Source organism: Desulfovibrio sp. SGI.169 (assembly GCF_050313595.1).
Lineage (GTDB): Bacteria > Desulfobacterota > Desulfovibrionia > Desulfovibrionales > Desulfovibrionaceae > Desulfovibrio.
The window spans coordinates 54,305-78,569 of sequence record NZ_JBNPLS010000004.1 but is presented as its reverse complement, the minus strand read 5'-3'; the positions used below and the strand labels follow the sequence as shown (position 1 = coordinate 78,569).

The 24,265-nt window shown below is 65.5% G+C and carries 20 protein-coding genes; 6 read left to right on the top strand and 14 right to left on the bottom strand.

Translation table 11 applies throughout. The features are described from left to right. Positions 1 to 182: 182 nt before the first annotated feature. Positions 183 to 1,355: a methionine adenosyltransferase gene (gene metK, locus ACQRA4_RS03495; protein ID WP_427821693.1), complete on the bottom strand. Its 1,173-nt coding sequence runs from the start codon at positions 1,353 to 1,355 to the stop codon at positions 183 to 185. Positions 1,356 to 1,386: 31 nt separating this feature from the next. After that, entirely contained in the window at positions 1,387 to 2,235 is an 849-nt protein-coding gene (gene panC, locus ACQRA4_RS03490) for a pantoate--beta-alanine ligase (protein ID WP_427821692.1), read from the bottom strand. A gap of 317 nt (positions 2,236 to 2,552) precedes the next feature. Here panC and ACQRA4_RS03485 point away from each other — a divergent pair, with 317 nt between their 5' ends. Beyond that, on the top strand, positions 2,553 to 3,338 hold the full coding sequence (locus ACQRA4_RS03485; RefSeq protein WP_427821691.1) for a TlyA family RNA methyltransferase: 786 nt from the start codon (positions 2,553 to 2,555) through the stop codon (positions 3,336 to 3,338). Positions 3,339 to 3,392: 54 nt separating this feature from the next. Here ACQRA4_RS03485 and ACQRA4_RS03480 read toward each other — a convergent pair whose 3' ends face one another. The 8 genes from ACQRA4_RS03480 to ACQRA4_RS03445 all read right to left on the bottom strand — a co-directional run bounded on the left by ACQRA4_RS03480 (position 3,393) and on the right by ACQRA4_RS03445 (position 13,703). Further along, positions 3,393 to 4,619: a DNA polymerase IV gene (locus ACQRA4_RS03480; RefSeq protein WP_427821690.1), complete on the bottom strand. Its 1,227-nt coding sequence runs from the start codon at positions 4,617 to 4,619 to the stop codon at positions 3,393 to 3,395. A gap of 37 nt (positions 4,620 to 4,656) precedes the next feature. Further along, entirely contained in the window at positions 4,657 to 6,369 is a 1,713-nt protein-coding gene (locus ACQRA4_RS03475) for a cation:proton antiporter (protein ID WP_427821689.1), read from the bottom strand. After that, a complete protein-coding gene (locus ACQRA4_RS03470) occupies positions 6,366 to 6,803 on the bottom strand; it encodes a secondary thiamine-phosphate synthase enzyme YjbQ (protein ID WP_427821688.1) in 438 nt (145 codons plus the stop codon). The genes ACQRA4_RS03475 and ACQRA4_RS03470 overlap by 4 nt, the downstream gene beginning before the upstream one ends. 40 nt (positions 6,804 to 6,843) lie before the next feature. Continuing rightward, positions 6,844 to 8,178, bottom strand: a complete 1,335-nt coding sequence (locus ACQRA4_RS03465; protein ID WP_427821687.1) for a homoserine dehydrogenase — start codon at positions 8,176 to 8,178, stop codon at positions 6,844 to 6,846. A 2-nt stretch (positions 8,179 to 8,180) separates the two neighbouring features. Beyond that, positions 8,181 to 9,362: an aminotransferase class I/II-fold pyridoxal phosphate-dependent enzyme gene (locus ACQRA4_RS03460; RefSeq protein WP_427821686.1), complete on the bottom strand. Its 1,182-nt coding sequence runs from the start codon at positions 9,360 to 9,362 to the stop codon at positions 8,181 to 8,183. Positions 9,363 to 9,492: 130 nt separating this feature from the next. Beyond that, positions 9,493 to 10,938, bottom strand: a complete 1,446-nt coding sequence (gene thrC, locus ACQRA4_RS03455; protein ID WP_427821685.1) for a threonine synthase — start codon at positions 10,936 to 10,938, stop codon at positions 9,493 to 9,495. Between the two features lie 5 nt (positions 10,939 to 10,943). Continuing rightward, the gene (plsY, locus tag ACQRA4_RS03450) at positions 10,944 to 11,543 is read right to left on the bottom strand and encodes a glycerol-3-phosphate 1-O-acyltransferase PlsY (RefSeq protein ID WP_427821684.1); all 600 of its coding nucleotides are present in this window, start codon (positions 11,541 to 11,543) and stop codon (positions 10,944 to 10,946) included. 39 nt (positions 11,544 to 11,582) lie between these two features. Next, positions 11,583 to 13,703 carry a ribonuclease catalytic domain-containing protein gene (locus ACQRA4_RS03445; protein ID WP_427821683.1) on the bottom strand — a complete coding sequence of 707 codons (2,121 nt, stop codon included), beginning with the start codon at positions 13,701 to 13,703 and terminating at the stop codon, positions 11,583 to 11,585. A 400-nt stretch (positions 13,704 to 14,103) separates the two neighbouring features. Between ACQRA4_RS03445 and ACQRA4_RS03440 the strand changes: the two genes are divergently transcribed. The 4 genes from ACQRA4_RS03440 (at position 14,104) to ACQRA4_RS03425 (ending at position 20,360) form a co-directional block, all read left to right on the top strand. Next, positions 14,104 to 15,948 (top strand): triose-phosphate isomerase, encoded by a 1,845-nt coding sequence (locus tag ACQRA4_RS03440; RefSeq protein ID WP_427821682.1) that lies wholly within the window; start codon positions 14,104 to 14,106, stop codon positions 15,946 to 15,948. Between the two features lie 69 nt (positions 15,949 to 16,017). After that, positions 16,018 to 17,157 (top strand): NADP-dependent isocitrate dehydrogenase, encoded by a 1,140-nt coding sequence (gene icd / locus ACQRA4_RS03435; RefSeq protein ID WP_427821681.1) that lies wholly within the window; start codon positions 16,018 to 16,020, stop codon positions 17,155 to 17,157. 162 nt (positions 17,158 to 17,319) lie between these two features. Next, a complete protein-coding gene (locus ACQRA4_RS03430; protein ID WP_427821680.1) occupies positions 17,320 to 17,979 on the top strand; it encodes a LysE family translocator in 660 nt (219 codons plus the stop codon). Positions 17,980 to 18,020: 41 nt separating this feature from the next. Further along, on the top strand, positions 18,021 to 20,360 hold the full coding sequence (locus ACQRA4_RS03425; protein ID WP_427821679.1) for a hydratase: 2,340 nt from the start codon (positions 18,021 to 18,023) through the stop codon (positions 20,358 to 20,360). Positions 20,361 to 20,478: 118 nt separating this feature from the next. On the opposite strand, the gene lgt is transcribed toward ACQRA4_RS03425, so the two are convergent. The 4 genes from lgt to ACQRA4_RS03405 form a co-directional block, all read right to left on the bottom strand. Beyond that, positions 20,479 to 21,267, bottom strand: a complete 789-nt coding sequence (lgt, locus tag ACQRA4_RS03420) for a prolipoprotein diacylglyceryl transferase (protein WP_427821678.1) — start codon at positions 21,265 to 21,267, stop codon at positions 20,479 to 20,481. Then, positions 21,264 to 21,755: a cyclic pyranopterin monophosphate synthase MoaC gene (gene moaC, locus ACQRA4_RS03415; RefSeq protein WP_427821677.1), complete on the bottom strand. Its 492-nt coding sequence runs from the start codon at positions 21,753 to 21,755 to the stop codon at positions 21,264 to 21,266. Before moaC ends, lgt begins: the two co-directional genes overlap by 4 nt. A 145-nt stretch (positions 21,756 to 21,900) precedes the next feature. Then, positions 21,901 to 23,025, bottom strand: coding sequence for a metal-dependent hydrolase (locus ACQRA4_RS03410; protein WP_427821676.1), 1,125 nt, complete (start codon positions 23,023 to 23,025; stop codon positions 21,901 to 21,903). Between the two features lie 6 nt (positions 23,026 to 23,031). Continuing rightward, on the bottom strand, positions 23,032 to 23,391 hold the full coding sequence (locus ACQRA4_RS03405; protein WP_427821675.1) for a chemotaxis protein: 360 nt from the start codon (positions 23,389 to 23,391) through the stop codon (positions 23,032 to 23,034). A gap of 210 nt (positions 23,392 to 23,601) precedes the next feature. On the opposite strand from ACQRA4_RS03405, the gene ACQRA4_RS03400 reads away from it, so the two are divergent. Continuing rightward, on the top strand, positions 23,602 to 24,243 hold the full coding sequence (locus ACQRA4_RS03400; protein ID WP_427821674.1) for a phosphatidylserine decarboxylase family protein: 642 nt from the start codon (positions 23,602 to 23,604) through the stop codon (positions 24,241 to 24,243). Positions 24,244 to 24,265 lie beyond the last annotated feature (22 nt).

Below are 24,265 nucleotides of genomic sequence, written 5' to 3'. Positions count from 1 at the left end.
CGCCTCGTGTTTCGCGCAGCCGCGCCGCTGTTGGTGAAATGCGGGGCGGTCGTTCCCCGCGTGTCAGCCCGCGCCAATCCGGGACGAGTATATGAAAGGCCCCGGCCCCTGGCAAGAAAACATCCCGTTACGGGCCTGGCCTGTAACGGGATGCGCGGGTCAGAAACAAGGTGAGGCAAAGGCTAGACTTTCGCGGCGGTGCGCAGGTCGGCCGCCGCGTCGGTGGACTCCCAGGTAAATTCCGGCAGTTCGCGGCCAAAATGCCCGTAGCAGGAAGTTTTGGCGTAGATGGGGCGCTTGAGATTCAGACGCTTGCTGATGAAGTAGGGGCGCAGGTCAAAGACCTCGCGCACGGCCCTGGTCAGTATTTCGTCAGGAATGTCGCCGCTGCCCTGGGAGGATACCAGCACGCTCACAGGCTGGGCGACGCCGATGCAATAGGCGATCTGCACTTCGCAGACCGGCGCGAGGCCGGCGGCCACCACGTTTTTGGCAATGTACCGGCCCATGTACGCGCCGGAGCGATCCACCTTGGAAGGGTCTTTGCCGGAGAACGCGCCGCCGCCGTGGTGGCCGCTGCCGCCGTAAGTATCCTGAATGATCTTGCGGCCGGTAAGTCCGCAGTCGCCCATGGGGCCGCCCACCACAAAGCGCCCCGTGGTGTTGATGAAGATTTCGCAGTCCTTTTCGTCAAAATAGCCGGAAGGCTCCAGGATGGGGCGGATGACCTCCTTCTTTACGGCTTCGATCACGTCGTCCTGGCTGACGTTGGCCGCATGCTGGGTGGAAACCACCACATTGTTGATGCGCACGGGCTTGCCGTCCTGGTATTCAAAGGAAACCTGGGTCTTGCCGTCCGGGCGGAAGAAATCCACAATGCCGTCCTTGCGCACGCGGGCCAGTTGCAGCGAAAGCTGGTGGGCCCAGTAGATGGGCGCGGGCATCAGGGTGGCGGTTTCATCGCAGGCGTAACCGAACATCATGCCCTGGTCGCCGGCCCCCTGATCTTCGGGGCTGGCGCGCAGCACGCCCTGAGCGATGTCGGGAGACTGGTGGTCGATGGAGGAAATGACCGCGCAGGTCTGCCAGTCAAAGCCCATTTCAGAGCTGTTGTAGCCGATGTTTTTGATGGTGTCGCGCACCACCGTGGGCAGATCCGCGTAACCGCGCGTGCTGATTTCGCCGGCAATGACGGCCATGCCTGTGGTCACCAGGGTTTCGCAGGCCACATGGGCGTCCGGGTCCTGGGCCAGAAGGGTGTCCAGCACGGCGTCGGAAATCTGGTCGGCCACCTTGTCGGGATGCCCTTCAGTCACGGATTCGGAAGTGAAAAAATATTTGCCCTTGGTTTGCATTGTCGTCTCCTTGCGTATGTGAGCCCCGCCGTCATTGGCGCAGCAAAATATTGTCGATAAGCCGGGCCTTGCCCATGCGCACCGCGCAGGCCATCAGCGCCGGGCCGTCCACCGCGGCAAGCGGCGTCAGCGATTCGGGGTGCACGATGGAAAGATAGTCCAGCCGCCCCAGGGGCAGACGGTCGGCCCAGCGCCGCAGCACGGCTTCACGCAGCAGGGGCGCGCTGCTTTCTCCCCCCTGGGCCAGTTGTCGCGCGTAGAGCAGACCCGCGCGGATTTCAGGCGCCTGGGCGCGTTCTTCGGCGGTCAGGTAGACATTGCGGGAGGACAGCGCCAGCCCGTCGGCCTCGCGCACCGTGGGGCGGGCCTCAATGCGCGTGGGCACGTTGAGGTCGCGAACCATACGGCGGATGATGGCCTGCTGCTGCCAGTCCTTCTGGCCGAATACGGCCACATCGGCCCCGGTGAGCAGAAAAAGCTTGAGCACCACGGTGCAGACCCCTCGAAAGTGGATGGGGCGGCTCTGTCCGCAAAGGCTCCTGGCCAGCTCCGGCGTCTCCACCCATGTGGCGTGGTCAGGCGCGTACATGGAGCCCGCTTCGGGCATGAAAAGCACATCCGCGCCGTGGCGTTCGGCAATGGCCGCATCGCGCTCGGCATCGCGCGGGTAGGCGTCCAGATCCTCGCCGGGGCCGAACTGCGTGGGGTTCACGAACAAGCTGACCACCAGATGTTTGGCCAGACCGCGCGCATGAGTCATAAGGTCCTCATGCCCGGCGTGATAATAACCCATGGTGGGAACCAGGGCGATGTCCTCGCCCTGGGCGCGCCAGGCCCGGCATTGGGCCGCCAACTCCTGGGGTGTGGTTAATATCTGCATATCAAGGTATTGTGATATAGTTGATGAATGTCCTCTTATACATGCGCGCCACAGGCTTGTAAAGGAAAAGCGCGACGAGAGCCGGAGCAAAAGCGTGAAGGTATCGGGAGTAGGAATTGTGCGCTGGCAGGAAAACGGGCGATTTTTGGAAGGAGCGCACTCATGCGCATGAACGACAAAATCGCCCGGTGACGCGGCCAGCGCGAAAAAGGCCGTTTTTGACGGGTAATTGTGGCGAACACAACCAGCGACACCCCTGACCGCCGCGCGCGTAAAACGCCCTTGCCGACGCCGCCCCAAGCGGCTATACCTGCCCCATGCCCAAAGACACGCGCCAGCGCGCCGATCAACTGGCTTTTGAGCAGGGTCTGGCCGAAAGCCGCGAGCGGGCCCGCCGCCTGATTATGGCCGGTCAGATCGTCCTCTCGCCCACCGCGCCGGACGGTCGCCCGCTGCTGCCGCCCGGCGCGCCGCCGCAGCGCGTGCCCAAGCCCGGCCATCCCTACCCCGTCGGCACGCGCTTCGCCCTGCTGCAAAGCGAACGCTATGTGAGCCGGGGGGCCTACAAGCTGCTGACCATTCTGGAGCATTTTCACCTGGAGGCGCGCGGCCTGGTCTGTCTGGACGCCGGGGCTTCCACCGGCGGTTTCACGGATTGCCTGCTCCAGCGCGGGGCCGCGCGGGTCTATGCCGTGGATGTGGGCCGCAACCAGCTTCATGAAAAGCTGCGCGCCGACTCCAGGGTGGTCAGTCTGGAGGGGGTGAACCTGCGCCACGCGCCGCCAGAGCTGATTCCCGAGCCGGTGGACCTGGTGGCGGCGGATGTCTCTTTCATTTCCCTGACTCTGGTGCTGCCGCCCTGCATGACCTGGCTGAAGCCCGGCGGCCTGGCGGCGGTGCTGATCAAGCCCCAGTTTGAGCTGGGGCCGGGCGAGACTGTCAAGGGCGTGGTGCGCGACGAGAGGGCCCGCCAGCGAGCGGTGGATAAAATTCTCGCCTTCTGCGCGGCGCATCTGGCCTTGCGCTCCGAAGGCGTGCTGCCCGCCGCCGTCAAGGGGCCCAAGGGCAATCAGGAATACATGGCCCTGTTCAGAAAAATGTGATGTGACTGAACCCGGGAGGCCCTGTCAGGGCCTGGTGGCCTGGCATGCGGCGGATCACCGCTTTTTCGCCGGGCCGCTCGCTTTGGCGCGGTCAGCCTGTTTCTGCCGGAACAGCCTCCCCCGCTGCACGGCTTCTTTGCCGAAGCGCCCCCGCAGGGCGTCCAGGGCCTGATCAAGCCTGCGCCGCCGGGCCTCCTGCCGCGGGTCACGACCGTCACGGCCCGCCGCCCCGCCCGCAAGGCCAGGCAGCAGGAACTGAACCGGGTGTTCCTCAAAGCCGGAGACGCCCAGGCCGATGAGCCGCACGGGCTGCGCCAGCCTGAGTTCGCGCAGCAGTTCCCGGCCTGTCTCAAAGATGCTTTCCGTGGCGTTGGTGGCTTCCGGCAGGGTGCGGGAACGGGTGATCTGGCGAAAATCCGCAAACTTGACCTTCAGGGTGATGGTGCGCCCGCTGAGGCGATGCCGCCGCAGCGAGGCCCCCACCCGTTCGGCATGGGCCAGCAGCGCGCGCGCCAGAAAGTCCCGGTCGCGGGTATCGCGTTCAAAGGTGCATTCCGCGCTCTCGCTCTTCACGGGGCGCTCGGGCGTCACCGGGCGCGGATCAATGCCGTGGGCGCGCTCGTGAAGCGCCCGGCCCCATTTGCCGTAGCGTCCTTCCAGAAATTCCGGGCTGTAACGGCGCAACTGGGCCACGGTAACAATGCCCAGATCACGCAGACTGGCCGCCATGCGCCGCCCCACGCCAGGCAGGCGGGCCACCTCCAGAGGGGCCAGAAAGGCGTCCACCTCTTCAGGCCGCAGAATGAACACGCCGTCGGGCTTGTTCACGTCCGAGCATATCTTGGCCAGAAACTTCACGGGCGCGGCCCCCACCGAACAGGTCAGCCCGCCCGTGACTTCGGCCACCCTGCTCTTGATGCGCGCCGCCAGTTCTTCCAGGGGGCCGAACAGGCGCGTCAGGCCCGTGGCGTCCAGATAAGCCTCATCAATGCTGGCCGGCTCCACCAGAGGGGAAAAATCATTCAGCGCCGTCATGATGGCGCGCGAAAGCTCCGCATAGCGCCCCCGCCGCCCGCGAACAAAAATGCCCTCAGGGCAGAGCCGCCGGGCCGTGGCAATGGGCATGGCCGAATGCACCCCGAAAACCCGTGCCTCATACGAGGCCGTGGATACGACCCCGCGCGGGCCGCCGCCGATGATCACCGGCCTGCCGCGCAGTTCCGGCCTGTCCATCTGCTCCACAGCGGCAAAAAAGGCGTCCATGTCCAGGTGGATGATCATGGCCGGGCGGGGAGTGCTCCTGAGTTATCCGTCCGCGTTATTCCAGCTCTTCGCGCAGCCGCCGCAGCTCGCTCTGCACATGGGCGTCCGCGGCCCCAAGATCGTGCAGCAGAAATTCCGACATGGCCAGCGCCACTTCCCGTTCGCCGCTGAACACCTCGGCCACGCCCAGCTCGCGCAGGCGGCGGGCCTCGCTCAAAAAAGCGGTATTGGCCAGAATGCGGATGCCGGAGTTGACGGCGCGGGCGATGGGCGTCACCTCCCGCGCCGGAATGGCCGGCGTGGTCAGCAGCAGGGCCTCGGCCCGTTCCAGCCCGGCCTCGCGCAGCACCTCGGCCTGGGCCGCGTCGCCGTGTACCGCGGGCCGCCCGCGTGAACGCAGGGAGCGCACCGTATCAATATTGTTTTCTATGACCACCGGGGTGATGCCGCTGTCACGCAGAATACGGCACAGGTTGCGGCCCACCGGGCCATAACCCACCACAACGACGCGGTGGGGCCCGCCTTCCTCCATCGCCTCAGCGGAGAGATGCGGCAGGGGTGAACGCGAAAGCCAGGCCGGGCCGCGCTTTTCCAGCCAGCGGGCCACGCGCTCGATGCGCCGGTACAGCAGCGGATTGAGGGTGATGGAAATCATGGCCGCCGGAATGATGGCGTTATTCGCCTCGTGCCCGAACAGACCGTAACTGATGCCCATGGCCGCCAGAATGAAGGAAAATTCGCCGATCTGCCCCAGGGCCACAGCCACGGAGAGGCTCAGCCGCAGAGGTTTTCTGAACAGCATGGTCATGCACAGCGCGGCCAGGGGCTTGATGACAATGATGATGCCCAGCGTGGCCAGCATCAGCGGCCAGTCGCTGAGCAGGGCCGCCGGGTCGAAAAGCATGCCCACGGAGACGAAAAAGAGCACGGCGAAGGCGTCGCGCAGGGGCAGGGCCTCGGCGGCGGCACGGGCGCTGAAGTCGGACTGGCCCACCACCATGCCGGCCAGAAACGCGCCCAGGGCCATGGAGGCGTCAAAAAAGTAGGCGGCGGCCACGGCGATGCCCAGCGCCAGGGCAATGATCGCCAGGGTGAAAAGGTCACGGGTTCCCGTGCGGGCCACATAGCCCAGAACAACCGGAATAAGCTTCTGCCCCACCACCAGCGTGAACACGGAAAGCGCGGCCAGTTTGATGATGGTCAGCCCCAGCGCGGCCCAGAAGCCGCCGCTGCCGCCATCGGGCGCAAGCAGGGCGGGCAGCAGCACCAGCAGCAGAATGGTGAAAAGGTCCTCCACCACCAGCCAGCCCAGGGCCACATGCCCGGTGCGGGTGTGCAGGGCGTGATTGTCGGCAAGCACGCGGGTGAGCACCACGGTGCTGGCCACGGAAATGGACATGCCGAACACGGCTCCGGCCAGGGGCGAAAAGCCGAACAGGGACAAAATGCCCATGCTGGCCGCCGTGCACAGGGCGATCTGGGCCACGGCCCCGGCCACGGCGATATGGCGCACGGCCAGCAAATCCTTGAGATGAAAATGCAGCCCCACGCCGAACATCAGCAAAATCACGCCGATTTCAGCGCATTGGGAGGCCGTGGCCGCGTCAGCCACAAAACCCGGCGAATGCGGCCCTACCAGCACGCCCGCCAGAAGATAGCCCACCAGGGGCGAAAGCCGCATCTTCTGAGTGATGAAGCCCAGCAGCAGCGCGGCGGTCAGGCCCCCGGTCAGGGTCAGAATCAGGGTTACCTCGTGGGAGCCGCTCATGACGGATTCTCCTCATGCGCCCCGGCCTCGCCGGGCAGCCATTGCAGCCAGAGGGAGCGCCGGCGCGGCCCGTCGCCCTCGCAAAGATACACCGCCTGCCATGCGCCCAGGCGCAGTTGGCCATCCTCCACCAGAAGCAGCAGGGAGGCACCATGCAGGCTGGCCTTGATGTGCGCGTCGCTGTTGCCCTCGGCATGGCGGTAATCGCCGCGCTCCGGCGCGAGACGGCTGAAAAAGGCCAGCATGTCCCGCCGCACGTCCGGGTCCGCGCCCTCGTTGACGGTCAGGCCGCAGGTGGTATGCGGGCAGAACAGAGCCAGCGCTCCGCGCCGCCAGCCGCGATCACGGGCCATGCGTTCCGCAAAGGCGCGCAGTTCCGGCGTAATGTCGCGCATTTCGCAACGCGCGCGGGTGTTCAGCGCCAGTGTCTGCATAAGCCGCTCTCTTTCCGGCGGGGCGTAACCCCGGGCCGCCTTACAGCACCCTGAAATACACCGCCGGCTCCTTGAGCAGGCCCGCGTCCACCGTGCGCTGGAGCGCGTCGCTCATGGCCTGGGCCGATGTTTCGTGGGTCATGAAAACCAGGGGCACGCCATGCCCCTCGTCGGTCTTCTGTATCATCTGGGCCACGCTGATGCCCTCGGCGGCCATGCAGCCTGAAATATCACGCAGCACGCCGGGCGCATCCTGAACCATAACCCGCACATAGTAGCAGGAGCGCCACTCCTCGGGCGGCACTATGGCGGCCTTGGGCAGTTCCCTGCCCACAAAGCCCGTGTTGTTGGGCCGTTCCTCGCGGGCCACGGCCAGCAGGTCGGCCAGCACGGCCCCGGCCGTGGGCAGGTCTCCGGCCCCGCGCCCGTGGAAGAAAAGCGCCCCGGCGGCATTGGCCTCCACACGCACGGCGTTGTACACGCCGCCCACGCGCGCCAGCAGAAAGGTGTGGTGCACCAGCGCCGGAAACACCCCGGCTTCCAGCCGGATGACGCCGTCATCTCCGCAAGCGCCGTCTTTCGGGCGGCGCGCCTCGCGCACCTGGCCAATGAGCTTGATGCGATAGCCAAATTCGCGCGCCAGGCGGATATCCAGAGACGAAAGGCCCCGAATGCCGCGCACGCACAAGGCCGTATAGGGGTAGTTGACCCCGTAGGCCAGACGGATCAGCAAAATCAGCTTGTGGGCCGCGTCGTGGCCGTCGATGTCCAGCGTGGGGTCAGCCTCGGCATAGCCCAGTTCCTGCGCCTGCCTGAGGGCCACGTCAAAATCCAGCCCGTTGGAGGTCATCTCGGACAGGATGTAATTGCTGGTGCCGTTAAGAATGCCCATGAGCGACGCAATGCGGTTGCCCGTGAGGCTTTCCCTGAGGGCCTGAACAATGGGAATGGCCCCGGCCACGCTGGCTTCATAGCGCAGGATGCGCTTTTTGCGTTCGGCCTTCTGAAAGAGCGCCAGCCCCTCCTCGGCCAGCAGGGCCTTGTTGGCGGTGACGATGTGCTTGCCCTGGTCCAGGGCGCGGTCGATGAGCGCGCGGGCCTGGTCAATGCCGCCGATGAGCTCCACCAGCACGTCAATGTCAGGATCATCAGTGAGCGCCGCCGGGTCGGTGGTCAGTTGCGCCCCCTCCGGCAGGGGCGCGCTGCGGGCCTTCTGCGCGTTGCGCACCAGCACGCGCTTGACCACGATATCCCGCCCCGCGCGGCGGCGGATGATGTCCGCGTTTTCCCTGAGCAGGCGGGCCAGACCGCCGCCCACCGTGCCGAAGCCGGCCAGACCGGCCACCAGGGGTTTGCTTTCGTTGACTTTGCTCATGTCTACTCCGGCGCGCCCGAAAGCAAACGGCGCATGTTGCTGACGGCCTGCCGGGTGCGATGCTCGTTTTCAATAAGGGCGAAACGCACATACTCGTCGCCGTAGGAGCCGAAGCCCAGGCCAGGCGATACGGCCACCTGCGCTTCGGTCAGCAGCAGCTTGGAAAACTCCACGGAGCCCATCTTGCGAAACGCTTCGGGGATGCGCGCCCAGACAAACATGGTGGCCTTGGGCGACGGCACTTCCCAGCCGATGCGGGCCAGCCCGTCAATGAGCCGGTCGCGGCGGTCGCGGTAAATCCCGCGGATTTCGTCCACCACGTCTTGCGGCCCGTTGAGGGCCACTGTGGCGGCAATCTGGATGGGCTGAAAAAGGCCATAGTCCAGATAGCTCTTGATGCGGGCCAGGGCATGCACCAGACGCGGGTTGCCCAGGCAGAAGCCCACGCGCCAGCCGGGCATGGAATAGCTTTTGGACAGACTGTAAAACTCCACGCCCACATCCTTGGCCCCTTCGGCCTGGAGGAAGCTGGGAGCCTTGTAGCCGTCAAAAACCAGGTCGGCATAAGCCAGGTCGTGAACCACCCAGAGATTGTTCTCTTTGGCAAAAGCCACCACCTTGCGAAAGAAGTCCAGGTTCGTCACTTCAGTGGTGGGATTGTGCGGATAGCAGAGAAAAAGCAGCTTGGGCTTGGGCCAGGCCTGCCGGGTGGCGGTGGTCAGGTCTTCAAAAAAGTCGCGGCCCGACCCGATGGGCACGCTGCGCACATCCGCGCCCGCGATGATCGGCGCGTATTTATGGATGGGGTAGGTGGGGTCCGGGGCCAGCACCACGTCGCCGGGGCTCAGCATGGCCAGGGAAAGATGGGCCAGACCTTCCTTGGAACCCAGCGTCACGATGGCTTCCGTCTCCGGGTCCAGCTCCACGCCGTAAAGGCGGGCGTAGCGGTCACAGACGGCCTTGCGCAGATTGGGGATGCCCCTGGACAGGGAATAGCGATGGTTGACCGGCTTTTGCGTGGCCTCCATCATCTTGTCCACCACATGGCCCGGCGTGGGAATATCGGGATTGCCCATGCTGAAGTCCACGATGTCGATGTTCTGCCGACGCAATTTCATCTTGAGATCGCCCACCACCGCGAAAACATAGGGGGGCAGCCGCTGGATACGCGAAAATTCTTCCATCTTCCTTACTCGCTTGGTTTAACCGGGGAAAGCGGGCGCGCGCGGCGCGCGGCCCGGCCTGTCGCGCAGGATAGCTGACGGCGCGTCTTGTTGTAAAGGTGCGCCGCGGACGGGGCTGAAGCCAAAGGTCCTACTTCTTCCTCAGCCCCAGGCGTTCCACCACGGCTTCCGCGCCCATACGGGCAAATTCGGCCACATCCCGGCCCTGACGCGCGCTTTCGGGCAAAAGCAGTTCGGGCCGGTTGGCCAGGCTCTTGTCCGGCGTGACGCCGTATTCCGGCGGGAAGCCGTCATTGAAGTACATGCCCTGAAAATCCGCAAACTTCAGGCTGTGGGCCGTGGCGTCCAGCACGGCGTGTTCATCGCCGCCGATAAGCCCCAGGGCGCGGGCGTTGATCAGCCCGGCCAGGCATTCGCCGCCCTGGGTGCAGGCAATGTGGCCGTGGCGGTTGGCCTGAATCATGGCGTCCATGATTTGCTGTTCCGTCACCCGCACCACCTGGAAGGCTTTTTCGCCGCCAGCCTCCACAAAGCGTTCGGCCAGCTTCCGCACGCGCGGGAAAGACACGGGGTTGCCGATCATGGCGGCCTGGGCCACGCTGGGCGCGACCGTCACCGGCTGCCAGCGGCGGGCGTTTTCGGGCGCGGCGTAGTAGCGCCAGACCGGGTCCGCATGTTCGGACTGCACGCCGAAAACGCGCGGCAGGCTGGTGACGATGCCCAGATCCAGCATTTTCAGAAAGCCGGACATGACGGCCGTGATGTTGCCCGCATTGCCGATGGGCACGAACAGGCAAAGGCCGGAGACATCCCAGCCGTACCACTGCGCCGTCTCGTAGGCGTAGGATTCCTGCCCCAGAATGCGCCAGCTGTTTTTGGAGTTGAGCAGGGCCACGCGATAGTTTTCCGCCAGGTGCTCCACCACCTTCATGCAGTCGTCAAACACGCCGGGCAGTTCCAGCACCGTGGCGCCGCTGCCCAGAGGCTGCGACAACTGCTGGGGCGTGACCTTGCCGTGGGGCAGCAGCACCACGGACTTGAGCGGCGCGCCCACATAAGCCGCGTACAGCGCGGCTGCGGCGGACGTGTCGCCGGTGGAAGCGCAGACCGTGAGCACCTCGTCCCACTGATGGCGGCGACAGAGCCATTTCAGATAGCTGAAGGCGCAGGCCATGCCCCGGTCCTTGAAAGAGGCGCTGGGGTTCTGGCCGTCGTTTTTATAGGCGAAGGGCAGGCCCACCCTGTCGCGCAGGGGGGGCGCGGCCTCCACAATGGGGGTCAGACCTTCGCCCAGGTATACGATGTCTTCAGCCTCCAGCAGCGGGGCCAGCAATTCATAATAGCGGAAAATGCCCCTGAGCGCCGTGCAACGCGTGCCCGCGCGCGCGTCGAAGACCTCCCGCCAGGCCGCGCCGTCGCGCTCTTTCAGACGGGAAAAATCCAGATTCTCCAGCAAAAAGACGCCGCCGCACCGCGGGCAGGCGTACAGCAGACTGTCGCCGGGGTAGCGCGCCCCGCAGTCCAGACAGACGTATTCCATGCGGCCGCGATAGGCCGGAAAATCAGCATGCGTCATACCGGTCACTCCTTGTGTTTGCTTTTCAGCCAGGCTTTTTCCGTTCCGGTCAGCAGACGGACGATATTTTCATGATGCCGCCAGGCCACCAGAACCAGCAGGCAAAGGCTCAGGGGCAGCCACTTCCAGGCGCCGCTGAGCATCAGAAGCAGGGGCAGAACCGTCACCAGGGTCAAAGAGCCCAGAGAGACGTAGCGGCTGCGCCAGATGACCAGCAGGCAGAGCGCGGAGGCGAGCAGCAATTGCCAGAAGGCCAGGGGCAGAAAGACGCCGATGCTGGTGGCCACGGCCTTGCCCCCCCTGAAGCCCATGAAGCAGGAAAAAACATGCCCCAGCACGCAGGCCAGGCCCGTCAGGCTGACAAAAAGCGGCGTGGGGCTGATGGCCAGAGCGACCCAGACCGGCAGCGCGCCCTTGAGCACGTCGCAAATCAGGGTGGCCACGCCCCAGCCAAAGCCGCAAAGCCGGGAGACATTGGTGGCCCCGGTGCTGCGGCTGCCGCCCGCGCGGGGGTCCACATCGCAGAAGGTTCTGGCAATGACCACTCCCCAGGGCACGGAACCCAGCGCATAGGCCACGATGATCCAGAGCGTCTTGACAAACATGTTTTTCCTCCTCCAGAAAAAACGCCGCTCCAGGGCGGCTTATCCGTCCACAGTCGCCGCCTCCAGCACCTGGACTTCATTATACAGGGGATGCACCTTGCCCAGCCGCACTTCCACCGCCATGCCGGGGCAGGCCCGCTCGTCAAACATCCGGCGTCTGCCGCGCACAAAAAGCCCCTGATCCGGCAGGCTCACGCTGACAAAGGCATCGTTCTCCTCGGTGATCACGCCGGGCCACCAGACCTTGTCCCCCTTCTGGCGGAAGAAAAGCAGCTTCCAGTAGCGAGGGCGGAATCGCTGCACCTGCCCGGCGGCCTCCAGGGCCGGCGAGAGGCTGTTCAGCAGTTCCTCCAGGGCCTTCTCGTCCCAGCGCGCCCGGCCCGTGCGCAAAAAATGCACCACCTGGGCCTCATTGACAAGGTCGGGATAACGGCGCAGGGGCGAGGTCACGGGCGTATAGCGGGGCAGGCCCAGCGCCGCATGCGGCCGCGCTTGGACTTCCAGCCTGGAAGGCGTCAGGGCCCGCATGATCCGGGCCATATCCTGCGGCGCGGTCCAGACGCCCGCGTATTCCCTGGGCAAGGCCACGTCCTGCGTCCGGTGAAACATGGCCAGACCGCGCTCTTGCGCCCAGCGGGCCACAGCGGCGCTGGCCAGAATCATCATTTCCGCCACCAGCATCTGCGCGTCGGGGGCCGGCTCGTCGGCAAGCACATCCACGCGCAAATCCGCGCCTTCGCCTTCCAGACGAATCACCGGATCGGGCCTGTCCATAATTACGGCCCCGTCGCTGATGCGCGCCGTCCGCCGCCGCCGGGCCAGTTCCAGCCCCAGGCGCAGCAGCCCCGCATGCGGCGCGGCGGGATTGTCCGGCAGGGCCGCATCCGCCGCGTCCAGCACGGCCTGGCTGTCCCTGTAGGTCAGGTTGGCGGCCAGACGCGCCCTGGCCAGAAAAACCTCGCATGCGCCCGCCCGGCCCCCATGATCCACGGATACCCGCACGCAAAGCGCCGGGCGCGCTTCGCCGGCCACCAGCGAAAACACATGCGTGCCCAGGCGTTCGGGCAGCATATGACAAACGCCTTCCGGCAGATAGATGCTCGTGCCCCGGCGCAGCACGGCTTTGTCCAGCGCCCCGCCGAAGGGCCAGGCCAGGGCCGGGCAGGCCAGAGCCAGCGTCAGACTGAAGCCGTCGCCCTCGCTGCGAACAAAGAAAGCGTCATCCACATCGCGGGTGCTGGCGCTGTCAATGCTCACAAAGGGCAGGTCGCAAGGCGGCAGTTCCGCCGTCGCTTCCGGGCCTGGGCGCGCCGCCTGCTCCAGCGCGTCCACCTCCTGGGCGCAGTCCCGCCACCAGGCGTCGCCCGGCGCGTAGTCGGCCCGATCCAGCCAGAAATTGTAATGCGGGGGCAGTTCGCCCCAGGCCACAAGCAGTTGCAGGGGCAGATGGGGCACATCGGGCAAACCCTTGGACAGCATGCGCCAGAGCGTTTCATGCTCCTGACTTTCCGGGTCTGTCATGCGCGCGCGCAGCAAGGCTCTGAGCCGCTCGGCCACCTCCGGCGCGGGCCATTCGGGCGCGCCCTCCGCGGGGGACGGCAGAGCGCGCTTCTTGCAGGCCACATCCCAGAGCAGACGCAAAAAAGCCGCGCCGCCCGCAATGAGCGCCTCGCGCTCTTCCCGGCTTTTTTGCTCGGCCAGCCGCTTTTCCACCGTTTCGGCGGAGAAGACCTGAAAATCCGGCGGCTGAAAACGGAAGTGACTCTTGCAGGCCAGCAGGGCGCGACCGTAGGCGGCCACCTGATCCGGGCCCGGCTCGCTGCCGAAGAGCTCGGCGAACCACTGGGCCGGGGCCGAGGCGACCTCGCCCTGCGCCAGTTCCCAGACTTCCATAACCGGCACGGCGGCGGCCATGTCCTCCCTGATTTTCTTGTGCGCTTCCAGCAGGCGCACCGCCTCTTCCCGTCCGGCGTCAGCCGCGCATACCGGCCCGAGCCAGGGCAGCAGGCGCGCCGCCGTGAGCCGCGTTTCCCGCCGGTTGGGCAGCAAAAGGCGCAGACGGCCTCCCGCCTCTTCGGTGACCACGGCTATCTGGACGGCATTGCCCTCCATGTATTCCACAATGCAGCCCGGCGCGGGATAGCGCACACAACCCGGCATAAAAGCTCCTTATAGAGCGAATCGCCCTTAAAATGGGCTTCGTTTCCGGCGGCCGCGAGAGCGGACGCCCGCGCCGGATGAGCCTGAAAACCTCGTTTTTCAGGCGCTTGCTCCGCCCTGCGGGGAAATGCGGCGCCGTTTTTGAATGGTATGCTTCAAAAGCAAAATGCTCTTGTTCCGAGGCCGCCGCGCGGCCCGAGACCGCAGAATCCTGCATTTTTTCCGTTCTGGCAAGCCCCGCTCCGTCTTGCGCGCCGCCGGCAAAACCCGCGGCGGGCATCCCGCCTCTCAGCCGGCGCGAAGGCCGCCACTGGACGGGCAGGCGGGAAGCGGGTATATGCAGGCTCTACAGCCCAATTTCTACCGTGCCCCAGAGGCGCGCACGAGCGAGACACAGCCCATGAGCATCATTCACCAGCCGGGCGGCAACCGCGTTCTGAGCCTTCAGGAGCCGGAAAAGCCCCAGCTCTACCGTGAACTTTTCCCCTATACAAGCATTTGCCGCACATCGTTTGACGAAGTGCTGCTGGCCCCGCGCCCGGCGGAGCAGATGCGCATCACCGACACCACCTTTCGCGACGGCCAGCAGGCCAGGCCGCCCTACACGGTCAAGCAGGTGGCCAGGATGTTCGACTTTCTGCATCGTCTGGGCGGCAAAACCGGGCTGATCACAGCATCGGAATTTTTTCTTTACTCGGCCAGAGACCGCAAGTGCATCGACGTCTGCCGGGCGCGGGGCTACCGCTTCCCCAGGGTCACGGCCTGGATACGCGCCACCAAGGAAGACCTCAAGCTGGTGCGGGACATGGAGTTTGACGAAACCGGCATGCTCACCAGCGTGTCCGACTACCATATCTTTCTCAAGCTGGGCAAAACCCGCCGGCAGGCAATGGACATGTACCTTGATCTGGCCTCCCAGGCGCTGGAATGGGGCATCATTCCGCGCTGCCATTTCGAGGACGTTACCAGGGCCGACATTTACGGTTTCTGCCTGCCCCTGGCCCAACGCCTTATGGAGCTTGCGCGCCAGAGCGGCATGCCGGTGAAAATCCGCCTCTGCGACACAATGGGCTATGGGGTTCCCTGGCCCGGCGCGGCCCTGCCCCGCTCGGTGCAGCGCATCGTGCGGGCCTTCACCGATGAGGCCGGGGTGCCCGGCCAGTGGCTGGAGTGGCACGGCCACAATGACTTTCACAAGGTGCTGGTCAACGGCGTCACAGCCTGGCTGTACGGCTGCGGCGCGGTCAACGGCACGCTGTTCGGCTTTGGCGAGCGCACGGGCAACACCCCGCTGGAAGCCCTGCTGGTGGAGTATATCTCCCTCACCGGCGAGGACGCGGCGGCGGACACCACCATTCTGAGCGAAGTGGCCCGGTTTTTTGAAAAAGAGCTGCACTACCGCATCCCGTACAATTACCCCTTTGTGGGGCGCGACTTCAACGCCACCAGCGCGGGCGTGCACGCCGACGGCCTGGCCAAGAACGAAGAAATCTACAATATCTTCGACACCAAACGTCTGCTGGGCCGCCCGGCACCCATCATCATTACCGACAAGACCGGACGCGCGGGCGTGGCCTACTGGATCAACAACAACCTGAACCTGCCGGGCGACAAGCAGGTGTCCAAAAAGCATCCGGCCGTGGGGCAGATATACGACGCCATCATGGCCGTGTACGAGGAAACCGGGCGCACGACCAGCTTTTCCCACGATGAAATGGAAGCCCTGGTTCAGCGCTTCATGCCCGAACTCTTCGCCACCGAATTTGATCAGCTCAAGCGCCTGGCCGGCGATCTGGCGGCGCACCTCATCGTGCGCCTGTCCCGCAGCGCCGGGCTGGCCGGGCTCGGCGAACAGGCCGGCGCTCGACTGGACGAATTTGTGCGCGAATACCCCTTCATCCAGTTCTGCTGCCTGGCGGACGCCCAGGGCAAGATGCGCTGCTCGGCCGTCACGGACCCGGAATACAGGGAAGTCTACGAAGCTTTGCCCGTGGGCTATGATTTCTCGCAACGCGAGTGGTTCAAAATGCCCATGAAAACCGGCGACCTGCATATCATGGATGTCTACCAGTCGCACTTCACCGGCAAGCTGGTCATTACGGTGTCCTGCGCCGTGACCGACGAAAACGACCGCATTGTGGGCGTGGTCAGCGGCGACATCCAGCTGGAGGAACTGCTCAGACGCGCCCGCGCCCTGCAACAGGAAGTGGGCTCGCAGGAAGAGGCGGACGGCGACAGCGATTAGCCCCTGAGCCCGTTCCGCCCGCGACGGGGCGGCTCATTTTTCACGGAACACGCAACCGGGACAAGCATCATGCGCAAAAAAATTTACTGGATCGAAGGCGACGGCATCGGGCCGGAAATCTGGCGGGCCGCGCGGCCGGTCATTGACGCGGCTCTGGCCAGGGAATCAGACCTGCGTCTGGACTGGCAGGAGCTGCTTGCCGGGGAAAAAGCCGTGGCCGAAACCGGCTCTCCCCTGCCTGAAGCCACCCTGAACGCCCTGCGCGGCGCTGACATCGCCATGAAAGGCCCCCTGGGCACGCCGGTGGGCACGGGCATCCGCAGCCTGAATGTGGCTCTGCGCCAGGGGCTGGATCTTTACGCCTGCATCCGGCCGGTGCGCCATTTCGAGGGGCTGGAAACGCCGGTCAAGCACCCGGAGCGGGTGGATATGGTCATCTTTCGCGAAAATACCGAAGACGTTTACGCGGGCGTTGAATTTGCCGCCGGAACCCCCGAGGCCCGCAAGCTTGTCGCCTTTCTGCGCGACGAACTGGGCGTGACCAAAGTGGGCGAAAGCGCCGCCGTGGGCATCAAGCCCATGACCGAGGCGGGTTCCAAGCGTCTGGTGCGCCGCGCCCTGCGCTACGCCCTGGACAATGGCCGCGAAAGCCTGACCCTGGTTCACAAGGGCAACATCATGAAGTTCACCGAGGGCGCGTTCCGCCAGTGGGGATATGATGTGGCCGCCCAGGAGTTCGGCGACCGGATCTGCACGGAAAAGGAAGCCGCGCCCGGCCGTCTGGTGGTCAAGGACCGCATTGCCGACGCCATGTTTCAGGAGGCCCTGCTGCGGCCTGAGCAATATCAGGTTCTGGTCACGCCCAACCTCAACGGCGACTATATTTCCGACGCGCTGGCCGCGCAGGTGGGCGGGCTTGGCCTCGCGCCGGGCGTGAACATGTCCGACAGTCTGGCCTTTTTCGAGGCCACCCACGGCACCGCGCCCACCATCGCCGGGCAGGACAAGGCCAACCCCGGCAGCGTCATCCTTTGCGGGGCCATGCTCATGGAGCATCTGGGCCTGCCAGCCGCCGCGGAGCGCATCCGCGCCGCCGTGGGCAAGGCCATTGCCGCCAGGGCCGTCACCGTGGATCTGGCCGCCCAGGTCAGCGGAGCGCGGGTGGTGGGCTGCGCCGAGTTCGGCGATATTATCGGGGCGTATTTGTAAGGCGGCTTTCTTCCGGCTTGCGCCCCGCAAAACCCGCATGGCCAAAGCGCCCGCCACGGGCGCGGCCCGCAGGAACAAGCACGGGAAACGGGGTATGGATTCTCGGGGCCGCGCCCCTGAGCCGCCGGAGGCGCTTTGGCCCTTTCCATGAAAGGCCCTGCCATGATCGCACTGGACAAGCTGCTGCTTTTTGTGCCCCTGACCGCCATGCTGGTGGTGTTGCCGGGGCCGGATTTCGCCCTCATCGCCAAAACTTCGCTGCTGGACGGCAGGCCGCAGGGCCAGGCGGCGGCCTGCGGCGTGGCCCTGGGCATTGTCATCCACACCTGCGCGGCCATGCTGGGCATTTCCGCCATTATTTCGCAATCGGTCTTTCTGTTCGGCATTCTGAAATACATGGGCGCGGCCTATCTGCTCTGGCTGGGCGTTCAGGCCTTGCGCCAGAGCCGCGCCCCTGGCCGGAAAGCGGAGCAGCGCGCGGCGGACGCGCCCCGCCCCGCGGCAGGGCCGGCCAGGGCCGCGCTCTGGCGGGCCTTCAGGCAGGGGCTGCTGACCAATGTGCTCAACCCCAAGGCCGTGCTGATCTTTCTGACCTTTTTACCGCAGTTCATGAACCCGCGCATGCCTCTGGGCCCCCAGTTTCTTGTGCTGGGCGGCATCACCGCGGCGCTCTGCCTGTGCTGGTATGTGCCCCTGGCCTCTCTGCTGGGCCATGCGCGCGGGCTTTTTGAGAGTTTCCGTTTTCAGCGGTGGCTGCGCCGCTGCGCCGGCGTCGTCTTCATCGCTTTCAGTCTCAGGCTGGCCGCGGCGCGCAACGACTGAGCCCGGCGCTTCCACGTCAACACTCTTGCAGAAGGTTTCTTATGATCCAGCTTTTTGACCAGACCACCATTCTTGACGGCACGCGCATTCTGTCCGGCGGCGAGGCCGAAGCCAAAGGCATGAACCTGGACGCCGCGCGCGCGAACACCCTGGCCCGCCGCATTCTGGCCGCGCACAACAAGGCCCCGGCCACGGACTCGGCCCTGCGTCTGCGTTTTGACGCCCTGGCCTCCCACGACATCACCTATGTGGGCATCATCCAGACCGCCAGAGCCAGCGGCCTCACGGAATTTCCCGTGCCCTACGCCCTGACCAACTGCCACAACAGCCTGTGCGCCGTGGGCGGCACCATCAACGAGGACGATCACCTTTTCGGCCTTTCGGCGACGCAAAAATACGGCGGCGTCTTCGTTCCCCCGCATCTGGCGGTCATCCACCAGTATGTGCGCGAAATGATGACAAAATGCGGCGGCATGATTCTGGGCTCGGACAGCCATACCCGTTACGGCGCGCTGGGCGTCATGGGCGTGGGTGAAGGCGGCCCGGAGCTGGTCAAGCAGCTGCTGGGAAAAACCTATGACGTGCCTGTGCCCCAGGTGGTGGCCGTGTGGCTGGAGGGCGCGCCGGCGCCCGGCGTGGGGCCGCAGGACGTGGCTCTGGCCATTATCGGCGCGGTGTTCAAGAGCGGCTTTGTGAAAAACAAGGTTCTGGAGTTCATGGGCCCCGGCATTGACGGGCTCTCGGTGGAGTACCGCTGCGGCATTGACGTGATGACCACGGAAACCACCTGTCTGTCCTCCATCTGGCGCACGGACGACAAGGTGCGCCGCTATCTTGCCCTGCACGGCCGCGAGCAGGATTACGCCGAACTGGCCCTTCAGGCCCCGGCCTGTTACGACGGCCTGATCCGGGTGAATCTGGACAAAATCGAACCCATGATGGCCCTGCCCTTCCACCCCAGCAATGTCTTCCCCGTGGCCGAAGTGCTGCGCCATGCGGATGAAATTCTGGCCGCCGTGGACGCGGAGGCCGTGCGGCAGTTCGGCGAGGCCGGCAAGAGTCTGAACCTGCGCGGCAAGATACGCGACGGCGGAGTGTGGGTGGATCAGGGCATCATCGCGGGCTGCGCGGGCGGCTCGTTTGAAAACATCAGTCTGGCCGCCGCCATTCTGGACGGCAAGAGCACAGGCAATCAGGCATTCAGCCTTTCGGTGTATCCGGCCAGCGAGCCGCAGGCCCTGGCTCTGGTGCGCAACGGCTCCACGGCCAGGCTCATGGCCGCCGGCGCGGTGCTCAAAAACGCCTTCTGCGGCCCCTGTTTCGGCGCGGGCGACACCCCGGCCAACGGGGCGCTGTCCATCCGCCATTCCACCCGCAACTTCCCCAACCGTGAAGGCTCCAAACCGTCGGGCGGCCAGCTTTCCGCCGTGGCGCTCATGGACGCCCGCTCCATCGCGGCCACAGCCGCGCGCGGCGGGCGCCTGACCCCGGCCACGGAGCTGGACTGGGCGTCTCAGGAACTGCATGTGGATCTCAGCTACCACTTCGAGCCCCTGATCTATCAGCGCCGCGTATACAACGGCTTTGGCGCTCCCAGGCCGGAAACGCCCCTGATTTTCGGCCCCAATATAGCGGACTGGCCCCCAATGAGCCCCCTGCCCCGGCATTTGCTGCTTCAGGTGGCCAGCGTGATCACCGATCCCGTCACCACCACGGACGAGCTGATTCCCTCAGGCGAGACCTCCTCCCTGCGCTCCAACCCGCTCAAACTGGCGGAGCACGCCCTGTCCCGCAAAGACCCCGCCTATGTGGGCCGGGCCAAGGCTTTTCAGGCTCTGGAAAAGGCCCGGCTGAAGAATGCCGCTGATTCGGATCTGCTGGCCCGCGTGCGCGAAATCTGCGCCCCCTGCGAGGGCCAGGCCGGTATGGAAGATGTTTTCGACGGGCAGCGGCCCCTGGAGAATATCGGCCTGGGCACCACCATTTTTGCGGTCAGGCCGGGCGACGGCTCGGCGCGCGAGCAGGCGGCCTCCTGCCAGAAGGTGCTGGGCGGCTGGGCCAACCTGGCCGTGGAATACGCCACCAAGCGCTACCGCTCCAATCTGATCAACTGGGGCATGCTGCCCTTTGTGGTCGATGCGGGCCTGGCAGACGCCCTGCATGTGGGCGACTACCTGGTCATCCCGCATATCCGCGAGGCCGTGGAGGAAAAGCGGCCCGCCATCCAGGCGTATCTGGCGCATGCGGGCGAAGAGGGCGGACGGCGCAAGGCCCGCGCCGAACGGATCAGCCTGAGCCTCAGGCAACTGACTGACGACGAGCGCCAGATCATTCTGGACGGCTGCCTGATCAACTTCTACAACAGCAAGCCAACGGCGTAAGCCGTATGCGTTGAGGGCCGGTTCGCGTCATATGCGGGCCGGCCCCGGGGGCCGGGGCATACGCTTTTTACAAGGCCGCTCCTCCCCCAATGCCAGAGATGCGCCGCGCCTGTCGGCGTCAGACGCGCCCGCGCGGCGTGGCGTCGCCGCGCAGGAGCAGCCACAGTCCGACCAGAATCAGGGGCAGGCAGAGCGCCTGGCCCATAGTCAGCCAGCCGAAGGCCAGGTAGCCCAGCTGGGCGTCGGGCACGCGCACAAATTCCACCATGAAGCGGAACAGCCCGTAACCTGTGGCGAACAGGCCGGACACCGCGCCGGGCCTGCGCGGTTTGGCGGAATATATCCAGACCACGATGAACAGTGCCAGACCTTCCAGAAGCGCTTCATAAAGCTGGGAAGGATGGCGCGGGTAGGGGCCGCCGCCGGGAAAGACCATGGCCCAGGGCGCGTCGCTGACCTTGCCCCAGAGTTCGCCGTTGATGAAATTGCCCAGACGTCCGAAAAAAAGGCCCTGTGGAACCAGCGGGGCCACAAAGTCCGCAACTTCCAGAAAGGGCCTTTTGCGGCTGCGCGCGAAGTGCCAGAAGGCCCCGATCACGCCCAGCAAACCGCCGTGAAAGGACATGCCGCCGTTCCAGATGCGCAGGATTTCCATGGGGTCGTGAACGTACGCCGGCAGATCGTAAAAGAGCACATAGCCCAGACGGCCGCCAAGAATAATGCCCAGCATGACGCAGGTCAGCAGGTCATCCACATCGGCGGGCCGCCAGGACGAGCCGGGGCGCGCCGCCCGCCGGCGGCCCAGCGCCCAGCCCACGGCAAAGCCGATGAGGTACATGAGGCCGTACCAGCGCAACTGGAGACCGCCGATGGAAACGGCGACGGGATCAATATGCGGCGTAATCATGCGGGCAGTTCCGGGGCGTTGAATTCTCCGCTTTTGCCGCCGCTCTTGTGCAGCAGCCGCACCCGGCTGATGACGATGTCGCGCTGCACGGCCTTGCACATGTCGTAGATGATGGCCGCGGCGCTCTGGGCCGCCACGATGGCTTCCATCTCCACGCCGGTGTTGCCCGTGGCGCGCGCTTCGGCTTCAATGCGCACCTGCGGCGGCGTGTCGCGCACTTCAAGGCGGATGTCCGCGCAGCTCAGGTTCAGGCTGTGGCAGAGCGGGATAATCTCGCTCGCGCGCTTGGCCGCCATGATGCCGCCGATTCTGGCGCAGGCCAGCGCATCGCCCTTGGGCAGGGCGGATTTTTTGAGCAGTTCCAAGGTGGCCGGGGCCAGTTCCACCACCGCTTCGGCAATGGCCACGCGTTTGCCGGGGCTTTTGTCTCCCACATCCACCATGGTCACGTTGCCTTGGGCGTCCAGATGCGACAATGCAGCTTTCATAAGGCTCATCTTGAGTGAAAGAGTGAAAGTGACATGATTTTGCCGGCTTCACGCAATGAGGCCGTGTTTCTGAGCCGGTTTCCGGCACATACTGCAAGTACGGGCCGGACGCAAGCAGACGGCGGCCATGCCCGCCGGCCTGTTTTCAGCGCAAACCCGTCAGCCGTTGGCCGAGAGTGGGCGGGGCGGGGGCGCGGGGGCGCTGCCAGCGCGAGTCGCGCCTGCTGTCTGAAAAGCGCAGACGCTCGCGCAGCAGAATCGGCCCGTTGTTTTCCGCGCCGGGCGCGGTGTTGGCCGGGGCGCTTTCAGTCATGAGCTGAAAAGGAATATCCGCGTGAGGGCGCAGGGCCATGAGCCTGCGCACAAAAGCCAGGCCGCTGCCGAAGCGCAGGTCATAAAACAAAAGCGTTCGCGCGTTCCGAACGCCTGGGGGCGCTTCCGGCGCATCCTCCGCGCGCAGGGGGGATACGACCGGCAGGAGCGTGAAACGGAAAAAGGAATCGCAGCTTACGGACTGGCGTGAAAAAGCCGCGACCAGCGCGGCGGGCGCGGCCTGATGTGAGGTTTCGGGGGCGCGCGGCCTTCCCAGGGCGTCCAGGCTTTGTTCCCGCACCTGCATGCCGTCCGGGCCTTGTTCTGCAAACAGCGCTCGCCAGAAAAAGGGCGCAAAGGCGTCGGGCAGCACGGTCAGCCGGCTGACCTGACGATGTTCGGCGCGCAGACGGGCTTCGGTCTGCGCCGCATGCCAGGCGTTGAGGCCCACGCCCAAGGCCGGATAGAGGAAAACCCAGGCCAGGGCCAGAAGCATGCGCGCGCGCCCGCGCCGCCAGCGCCAGACCGCCCAGAGCAGGGGCAGGGTGAGCAGCGGGTCAAGGATGAAAACCCCGTTGAGCCGTACCCGCTCGTGCGAGAAGGGCAGAAAAATCATGGTGCCGTAAGTGGTCACCGCATCCAGCCAGATATGCAGCAGCAGCATGGCGCAGGCCAGCAGCCAGACCTTGCCGAAACTCCAGCGCTCCGGCGTTGAGGCGCGCCAGAGAGGGCGGCAGCAGAGCGCCAGCAGCAGGCCGAGCGCGGGCACGCCGGCCAGGGAATGCGTGATGCCCCGGTGCAGCAGCAGAAATTGCAGGGGCGTAGAGGCGAAAAGAATATCCAGATCGGGCGAAGCCGCCGCCAGGGCGGCCAGGGGCACGGCCCAGCGGCTGGCGGGGCGGGACGGCAGGGCCAGCATGGCCACGGCGCCGCTGGCGGCGTGGGTGACGGGATCCATAATGACTTATTGCCGGAAGGGGCTGCGTTGTTTGGGCACGGCCCGATACGCCGGGTCTTCGGGCGAGGGCTGAGCGCCGGTCAGGCGGTTGAAGCGGCTGATCCGCCAGTCCTGCATCTGGCTCATGACATCCGGCCGGTTATAATAGTAGAGCATGCACTGGGTGTTGTTTGTGCCGGTCATGGGATAGCGCAGTTGTTCCGCGGCGGAAAGCGCCGAGCCGCGCTCCCCGTCAGAGGACGAGCCAGCGCCGATGTCCCTGGGGCCGCACCCCGCCAGCGCCAGCCCCGCCAGCAGCGCCGTCAGGAGCAGGCATGCGCGCCCCGCCGGAAGAGCGGCGCGGATATGTTCCGCCAGAGTTTTCATGGTCTCAGTATAGGCATGCGCGGGGCATCCGGCAAGGGGGAGAGGTTGACTCCTGCGGCGGCGGGCGTAGCCCGGCCTGCATGGCTCCGCACGCCGCCGCGCGCGCAGTCGGTCGGCGGCTTGCCATGCGCCCCGGCGCGGGATATATTAATCGCCCATGTTCTGATAACGTCGCCGCGCCATCAGGCGCGGCCTATTTCTGGAGTTGCCATGCGCCCCGCACACTGTGGCGTCACGCCCGAAGGCTGGCCCTGCATCGCCCTGACCGCGCTTTCCGCCCTGGTGTTCGCGCTGCTGGGCTGGAGCCTGCCCGCCTTGCTGCTTCTGGTTCTGTTCTGGTTCAGCCTGCATTTTTTTCGCGATCCGGAGCGGGTGACGCCCCGCGGCGCGGGGCTTGCCGTCAGCCCGGCGGACGGCAGGGTGGTGCGCATCGAGGAGAGGGCTGACCCCTTCAGCGACGAAATATGCTGCTGCGTCAGCATTTTCATGAATATACTCAACGTGCATGTCAATCGCGCGCCCGTGGACTGCGTGGTGGAAGACATTCGCTACTGGCCGGGCAAATTCGTCAACGCCGCTTTTGACAAAGCCTCCACGGACAACGAGCGTTGCGCCTACCGCCTGCGCGGCGCGGACGGCAATGACTGGAGCATGGTTCAGATCGCGGGGCTGGTGGCCCGGCGCATCGTCTGCCGCGTGGAGCCGGGGGACGCGCTGGCGCGCGGCCAGCGCTACGGCATGATCCGCTTTGGCTCGCGAGTTGACCTTTATCTGCCCCGGGGCTATGTTGCGGCTGTGCGTATCGGCGAGCTGGTTTTCGCCGGCCAGAGCGTGATCGCCCGCGCGCGCTGAGGAGCGCGCTTCGCCATCCCGA

What these genes read in the sequence shown, in the direction of transcription:
- metK (WP_427821693.1), bottom strand. Translation starts at nt 1,355, where the DNA reads ATGCAAACCAAGGGCAAATATTTTTTCACTTCCGAATCCGTGACTGAA.
- panC (WP_427821692.1), bottom strand. Translation starts at nt 2,235, where the DNA reads ATGCAGATATTAACCACACCCCAGGAGTTGGCGGCCCAATGCCGGGCC.
- ACQRA4_RS03485 (WP_427821691.1), top strand. Translation starts at nt 2,553, where the DNA reads ATGCCCAAAGACACGCGCCAGCGCGCCGATCAACTGGCTTTTGAGCAG.
- ACQRA4_RS03480 (WP_427821690.1), bottom strand. Translation starts at nt 4,619, where the DNA reads ATGATCATCCACCTGGACATGGACGCCTTTTTTGCCGCTGTGGAGCAG.
- ACQRA4_RS03475 (WP_427821689.1), bottom strand. Translation starts at nt 6,369, where the DNA reads ATGAGCGGCTCCCACGAGGTAACCCTGATTCTGACCCTGACCGGGGGC.
- ACQRA4_RS03470 (WP_427821688.1), bottom strand. Translation starts at nt 6,803, where the DNA reads ATGCAGACACTGGCGCTGAACACCCGCGCGCGTTGCGAAATGCGCGAC.
- ACQRA4_RS03465 (WP_427821687.1), bottom strand. Translation starts at nt 8,178, where the DNA reads ATGAGCAAAGTCAACGAAAGCAAACCCCTGGTGGCCGGTCTGGCCGGC.
- ACQRA4_RS03460 (WP_427821686.1), bottom strand. Translation starts at nt 9,362, where the DNA reads ATGGAAGAATTTTCGCGTATCCAGCGGCTGCCCCCCTATGTTTTCGCG.
- thrC (WP_427821685.1), bottom strand. Translation starts at nt 10,938, where the DNA reads ATGACGCATGCTGATTTTCCGGCCTATCGCGGCCGCATGGAATACGTC.
- plsY (WP_427821684.1), bottom strand. Translation starts at nt 11,543, where the DNA reads ATGTTTGTCAAGACGCTCTGGATCATCGTGGCCTATGCGCTGGGTTCC.
- ACQRA4_RS03445 (WP_427821683.1), bottom strand. Translation starts at nt 13,703, where the DNA reads ATGCCGGGTTGTGTGCGCTATCCCGCGCCGGGCTGCATTGTGGAATAC.
- ACQRA4_RS03440 (WP_427821682.1), top strand. Translation starts at nt 14,104, where the DNA reads ATGAGCATCATTCACCAGCCGGGCGGCAACCGCGTTCTGAGCCTTCAG.
- icd (WP_427821681.1), top strand. Translation starts at nt 16,018, where the DNA reads ATGCGCAAAAAAATTTACTGGATCGAAGGCGACGGCATCGGGCCGGAA.
- ACQRA4_RS03430 (WP_427821680.1), top strand. Translation starts at nt 17,320, where the DNA reads ATGATCGCACTGGACAAGCTGCTGCTTTTTGTGCCCCTGACCGCCATG.
- ACQRA4_RS03425 (WP_427821679.1), top strand. Translation starts at nt 18,021, where the DNA reads ATGATCCAGCTTTTTGACCAGACCACCATTCTTGACGGCACGCGCATT.
- lgt (WP_427821678.1), bottom strand. Translation starts at nt 21,267, where the DNA reads ATGATTACGCCGCATATTGATCCCGTCGCCGTTTCCATCGGCGGTCTC.
- moaC (WP_427821677.1), bottom strand. Translation starts at nt 21,755, where the DNA reads ATGAAAGCTGCATTGTCGCATCTGGACGCCCAAGGCAACGTGACCATG.
- ACQRA4_RS03410 (WP_427821676.1), bottom strand. Translation starts at nt 23,025, where the DNA reads ATGGATCCCGTCACCCACGCCGCCAGCGGCGCCGTGGCCATGCTGGCC.
- ACQRA4_RS03405 (WP_427821675.1), bottom strand. Translation starts at nt 23,391, where the DNA reads ATGAAAACTCTGGCGGAACATATCCGCGCCGCTCTTCCGGCGGGGCGC.
- ACQRA4_RS03400 (WP_427821674.1), top strand. Translation starts at nt 23,602, where the DNA reads ATGCGCCCCGCACACTGTGGCGTCACGCCCGAAGGCTGGCCCTGCATC.